The organism is Streptomyces sp. NPDC006265 (assembly GCF_040613555.1).
Taxonomy (GTDB): domain Bacteria; phylum Actinomycetota; class Actinomycetes; order Streptomycetales; family Streptomycetaceae; genus Streptomyces.
On sequence record NZ_JBEXSH010000601.1, the window covers coordinates 1 to 5,650 of the forward strand.

General features: G+C 71.0%; 5 protein-coding genes and 1 pseudogene. 4 read left to right on the forward strand and 2 right to left on the reverse strand.

Annotation, left to right across the window (positions count from 1 at the left end; genetic code table 11):
- Positions 1 to 73: 73 nt before the first annotated feature.
- Complete coding sequence (locus tag ABZ281_RS35070) at positions 74 to 1,162, forward strand: branched-chain amino acid aminotransferase (protein ID WP_356662115.1); 1,089 nt, start codon at positions 74 to 76, stop codon at positions 1,160 to 1,162.
- A gap of 64 nt (positions 1,163 to 1,226) precedes the next feature.
- Here the strand turns inward: ABZ281_RS35070 and ABZ281_RS35075 are convergent.
- Positions 1,227 to 1,605, reverse strand: a pseudogene (locus tag ABZ281_RS35075) (cytosine permease); the annotation flags it as partial.
- Positions 1,606 to 1,730: 125 nt separating this feature from the next.
- Between ABZ281_RS35075 and ABZ281_RS35080 the strand changes: the two are divergent.
- Both ABZ281_RS35080 and cimA read left to right on the forward strand, forming a co-directional pair.
- A complete protein-coding gene (locus tag ABZ281_RS35080) occupies positions 1,731 to 1,967 on the forward strand; it encodes a hypothetical protein (RefSeq protein ID WP_356662116.1) in 237 nt (78 codons plus the stop codon).
- 301 nt (positions 1,968 to 2,268) lie between these two features.
- Positions 2,269 to 3,876 carry a citramalate synthase gene (gene cimA, locus ABZ281_RS35085; protein ID WP_356662117.1) on the forward strand — a complete coding sequence of 536 codons (1,608 nt, stop codon included), beginning with the start codon at positions 2,269 to 2,271 and terminating at the stop codon, positions 3,874 to 3,876.
- Positions 3,877 to 3,913: 37 nt separating this feature from the next.
- Here the strand turns inward: cimA and ABZ281_RS35090 are convergent, their stop codons facing one another.
- Complete coding sequence (locus ABZ281_RS35090; protein ID WP_356662118.1) at positions 3,914 to 4,567, reverse strand: SLATT domain-containing protein; 654 nt, start codon at positions 4,565 to 4,567, stop codon at positions 3,914 to 3,916.
- Positions 4,568 to 4,713: 146 nt separating this feature from the next.
- Between ABZ281_RS35090 and ABZ281_RS35095 the strand changes: the two genes are divergently transcribed.
- A partial coding sequence (locus ABZ281_RS35095; protein WP_356662119.1) for a hypothetical protein occupies positions 4,714 to 5,650 on the forward strand: 937 nt, incomplete at its 3' end.

Genomic DNA, 5,650 nt, shown 5'->3' on the forward strand with positions numbered 1-5,650 from the left:
GTCGCGTCGTGGGTCACCATCAGAGCAGTACCGAGCGCGGCCCGTCACTACAACCGGTGAAGGACATCAACCCATGACGACGCCCACGATCGAGCTCAAGCCCTCCGCCAACCCGCTCTCCGACGCGGAACGCGAGGGGATCCTGGCCAACCCCGGGTTCGGCCGCCACTTCACCGACCACATGGTGACGATCAAGTGGACGGAAGGCCGCGGCTGGCACGACGGCCAGCTCGTGCCGTACGCGCCGATCTCCCTCGACCCCGCCACCACGGTCCTGCACTACGCGCAGGAGATCTTCGAGGGCCTGAAGGCCTACCGCCAGCCCGACGGGTCCGTCGCCACCTTCCGCCCCGAGAAGAACGCCGAGCGTTTTCAGCGCTCCGCCCGCCGGCTCGCGATGCCCGAGCTGCCGGTCGAGACGTTCATCGAGGCGTGCGACGCCCTGGTGAAGCAGGACAAGGCGTGGGTGCCGGCGCACGGTGGCGAGGAGTCCCTCTACCTGCGCCCGTTCATGATCGCCACCGAGGTCGGGCTGGGTGTGAAGCCGGCCAACGAGTACCTGTTCCTGGTGATCGCCTCCCCGGCCGGGGCGTACTTCCCCGGTGGTGTGAAGCCGGTGTCCATCTGGGTCTCCGAGGACCGCGTCCGCGCCGTCCCCGGCGGCATGGGCGACGCGAAGACCGGCGGCAACTACGCGGCGTCCCTGCTCGCGCAGGCCGAGGCCGCCACGAAGGGCTGCGACCAGGTCTGCTACCTCGACGCCGTGGAGCACACCTGGGTCGAGGAGCTGGGCGGCATGAACCTGTACTTCGTGTACGGGAACAAGATCGTCACGCCGTCGCTCACCGGGTCGATCCTGGAGGGCGTCACGCGCGACTCCCTGCTCGCCGTCGCCCGTGACCTCGGGTACGAGGCCGAGGAGGGCCGGGTCTCGGTCGAGCAGTGGCAGCGGGACTCGGAGAACGGCTCGCTGACCGAGGTCTTCGCCTGCGGTACGGCCGCGGTCATCACTCCGGTCGGTACGGTGAAGCGGGCCGGGGCGGAGTGGAAGCAGAGCGGGGGAGAGCCGGGCGAGGTCACGCTGCGGCTGCGCCAGGCGCTGCTGGACATTCAGCGGGGTACGGCCGCGGACGCCCACGGTTGGATGCACCACCTGGGCTGAGTGCTCCCGGTCCCCGGGGGCTCCGCTCCCGGACCCCTGAGACCTGTGCCACCCACCGCCCGAATCAGTCGGACACAGAAGCCGGTGCAGGGGCCTCGGCCCCTGCTTCCGTCGAAACGGACCCCGGGGCCGACCCCAGATACACCACCCCTGCCACCCCCGCCAGCAGGAATCTGCGGTCCACCCCGCCGGTCAGCGCCGGCGGAGGTCCCTCGTACGACGGCAGGGACACCGCCAGGACACCCAAGGGCACCCACCGTCGCCCCGGCCGCCCACGAGAGTGCCGCCGGGACGTTTCAGCCGGCGCGGTACCAGTGGACGCCGCCCCGGGCGCGGCGGTTGAAGACCTGGAGGGCGTCCGCGCCGTAGACCCCGCCGCAGTGGGCGAAGCCGATGAGGGTGATGACCGCCCACGGCGTGCCGATGGCCGTCAGGAGCAGCACACCGTGGGCACAACGTCTTCGTCCGCGACCTGAGGAGGGGCGAGCTGCGCCGGATCGACGCCGCCGACCCGGCCGCCTTCACCGCGTATCCGCGGCTCAGCGCCGACAACCGGTACCTGGCCTTCGTGTCGGCCGACCCGGGCGACACCGACCACACGTACCGCGGGTACGTCCGGGACCTGCGGACCGGGCGCACTCTCCTCGCCGGCCCGGACACCCGGGGCGGCCCGAACGACCAGAGCGTGTCCGCCCCGGTGATCGACCGGAACGGCCGTACGGTCGCCTTCAGCAGTTCCGCACCCGACCTCGTGCCCGGCGACACGTACGACACCTCGCACGTCTACGTCCGTCACCCGAGGTGACCGACCGCATTCTGAGACGGCGGTGAGCGAAGCGCGGGGGTTGTGCCAGACTGCCTCCGTGCTCTCGTTCGCCACGATTATTGGCAGCAGGCGCGCCGGTCCGCAGTGACCGCCACGTACGACCAGGTACGGGCGGACACCGTCGTCCTCGACCCGCGCGCAGACCTCTCGCACCCGCGAGAGGTTTTTCGCATTTCTGGCCCACCCACAGCCGGAGGCGAGAGCGCGAGGGAGTATGTGAGGGCGGTGGAGCCGGTCATTCCGGTACGACCGAGATCCCATCCTCAGGAGCCTTGAGACCATGACCGCTAGCAGCGAGCTCGACGATTCGTTCCACGTCTTCGACACCACCCTGCGCGACGGCGCCCAGCGGGAGGGCATCAACCTCACCGTGGCGGACAAGCTGGCCATCGCGCGGCACCTGGACGACTTCGGGGTGGGCTTCATCGAGGGCGGCTGGCCGGGCGCCAACCCCCGGGACACCGAGTTCTTCGCCCGCGCCCAGCAGGAGATCGACTTCCGGAACGCCCAGCTCGTCGCGTTCGGCTCCACTCGCCGCGCCGGCACCACCGCCGCCGAGGACCCGCAGGTCAGGGCGCTCCTGGAGTCCGGCGCACCGGTGATCACGCTGGTCGCCAAGTCGCACGACCGCCATGTCGAACTCGCGCTGCGCACCACCCTGGACGAGAACCTGGCGATGGTCCGCGACACCGTGTCCTTCCTCAAGGAGCAGGGCCGCCGCGTCTTCATCGACTGCGAGCACTTCTTCGACGGCTACCGCGCCAACCCCGAGTACGCCAAGGCGGTCGTCCGTACCGCATCGGAGGCCGGCGCGGACGTGGTCGTCCTGTGCGACACCAACGGCGGCATGCTCCCGGCCCAGATCCAGGCCGTCGTCTCCACGGTCCTCGCCGACACCGGCGCCCGGCTCGGTATCCACGCCCAGGACGACACGGGCTGCGCGGTCGCCAACACCCTGGCCGCCGTCGACGCGGGTGCGACCCATGTGCAGTGCACGGCCAACGGCTACGGCGAACGCGTCGGCAACGCCAACCTGTTCCCGGTCGTGGCGGCCCTGGAGCTGAAGTACGGCAAGCAGGTCCTGCCCGAGGGGCACCTGCGCGAGATGACCCGCATCTCGCACGCGATCGCCGAGGTCGTCAACCTCACCCCCTCCACGCATCAGCCCTACGTCGGGCTCTCCGCCTTCGCCCACAAGGCCGGACTGCACGCCTCCGCGATCAAGGTCGACCCGGACCTCTACCAGCACATCGACCCCGAGCTGGTCGGCAACACCATGCGGATGCTGGTCTCGGACATGGCCGGGCGCGCCTCCATCGAGCTCAAGGGCAAGGAGCTCGGCATCGACCTCGGCGGCGACCGCGAGCTGGTCGGGCGGGTGGTCGAGCGGGTGAAGGAGCGCGAGCTCAAGGGCTACACCTACGAGGCGGCCGACGCGAGCTTCGAACTCCTCCTGCGTGCCGAGGTCCAGGGCGGCAAGCCGCTGAGCTACTTCGAGGTCGAGTCCTGGCGCGCCATCGTCGAGGACCGGCCCGACGGCTCCCACGCCAACGAGGCCACGGTCAAGCTGTGGGCCAAGGGTGAGCGCATCGTCGCCACCGCCGAGGGCAACGGCCCGGTCAACGCCCTGGACCGGTCCCTGCGCGTGGGCCTGGAGAAGATCTACCCTCAGCTCGCCAAGCTGGAGCTGGTCGACTACAAGGTCCGCATCCTGGAGGGCAAGCACGGCTCCAACTCCACGACCCGCGTACTGATCTCCACCTCCGACGGCACGGGCGAGTGGTCGACGGTCGGCGTCGCCGACAACGTCATCGCCGCGAGCTGGCAGGCCCTGGAGGACGCGTACACGTACGGACTGCTGCGCGCGGGGGTCGCTCCGGCGGAGTAGCCCCGGGTTCGGCCGGGCCGCGGCCCCGGGGCGGGTGTCACATCGCCGTGTCCCGGGACCGCGGCACCGGGACCTCGCCGCCCCGGTCGCGGCCGGGGGTCCGGTCGAGCCGGAAGAGGCCCGCGGTGTGGGAGCGCTGGCCGGTGGTGGTGCCGGTGGAGCGGGTCAGTTCCTCGACGCCGTCGGCCAGGTAGCCGACCCATGCCGTGCCCTCGTCCTCCATGATCCGCTGCGCGTCGGTCCGCAGCCGCTCGATCACCCCGAGCAGCGCGGCCTGCTCCTTGTCGCTGGGGGAGTCGGTGGTCCTCAGGAACGCCTGCGCCCAGTCGCACTGCGCCTTCTTGAGGATCTGCTGCAACGCCAGTTCCGCCCGGATGTAGCGGGTCCAGGACGCAGAGAACCCGAAGATCCGGTCGAAGAGCACGCACCCCGCCCCGCCGGCCAGGAACACGAAACCCCACTCGGGCTGCATGGCCGTGGGCGAGGCCGCGTGCACCAGCGGCGTGATCGTGCCGACGATGCCCAGCAGTGTGGCGAGCGCCCGCAGTGAGCGCGACCACAGCGACGGTCCTCGCCGCCGGGCCAGATACCAGCCGATCGCCGACGTCACCTCCGCCTCGGCATGCCGGAACAGCTCCCACAGCAGGTCCGCCCGCGTGCGCGAGCGGTCCAGCTCAGTCAGTTCGGACACCGTCATGTCCGCAGCCCTGCGTCGTCCGAACATGTCCCTGCTCCCGCCCCTCTGGATGGCCAGAGGCATCCTAGGCGCAGCCGCCTCGACAAATCTCTGCCTCGACGGATAACCCTTTCTGTGGCGTTTCGGGTAGCTTCGAACATATGAAGGCCGCGCTGGTGCGTACCGTCGTACGTCTGCTGATCGTGCCGTTCGCCGCCGTACTGGCGGTGCTGCTGGCCGGTGCGCCGGGCGCGCACGCGGCCACCGACCTCTCCGAGGTCGCCCGGGGGCTGCGGGAGAACCCCGTCTACGTGGATCCGGCCGCCTCCGGGCAGCTCGCGGCGTCGGACGCGGAGGCGCTCGCCGACAAGATCAAGGACGCCGACAAGCCCGTCTTCGTGGCCGTCCTCCCGGCCGGTTACCCCACGCAGGACCTCTTCCGGAACCTGCGCACCGAGACCGGCATCACCGGCTTGTACGGCATTCACCTCGGCGACCGGTTCGACGCCCGCGCCGACAGCTCCGTCATGAGCCGGCAGGCGGTGTCCAACCTGGTCACGGCCGTGCAGGACGCGGGCGACACCAAGGCCCAGCTGAACGACTTCGTCGACGATGCCCTGCGCAACGTGGGCGGTGCGGCGCCGAGCAGCTGGAGCGACGGCTCGAGCACCGACGTGCCGGTCGGCGGCCTGATCACGATCGGCGCCCTGGTCGCGGCCGGCGGCGCGGGCGCCTACGCCCTGGCCCGCCGCAACCGGCGCCGCCACGAGGAGGAGCAGCGGGCCGCGCTGGAGAAGCTGCGGGTGGTCGTCGACGAGGACATCACCGCGTTCGGCGAAGAGCTCGACCGGCTCGACTTCCATCCCTCGGAACCCGGCGCCGACGACGCGATGCGCACCGACTACGAGCGTGCCCTGGACTGCTACGACCAGGCCAAGTCCCTGATGGCGGCCGCGACGAAACCGGAGGACGTCCGGGCCGTCACCCAGGCCGTGGAGGACGGCCGGTTCTCCCTGGCCGCCCTCGCGGCCCGCCGCGAGGGCGGAGCCCTGCCGGAGCGCCGCCCGCCCTGCTTCTTCGACCCGCGCCACGGCCCCT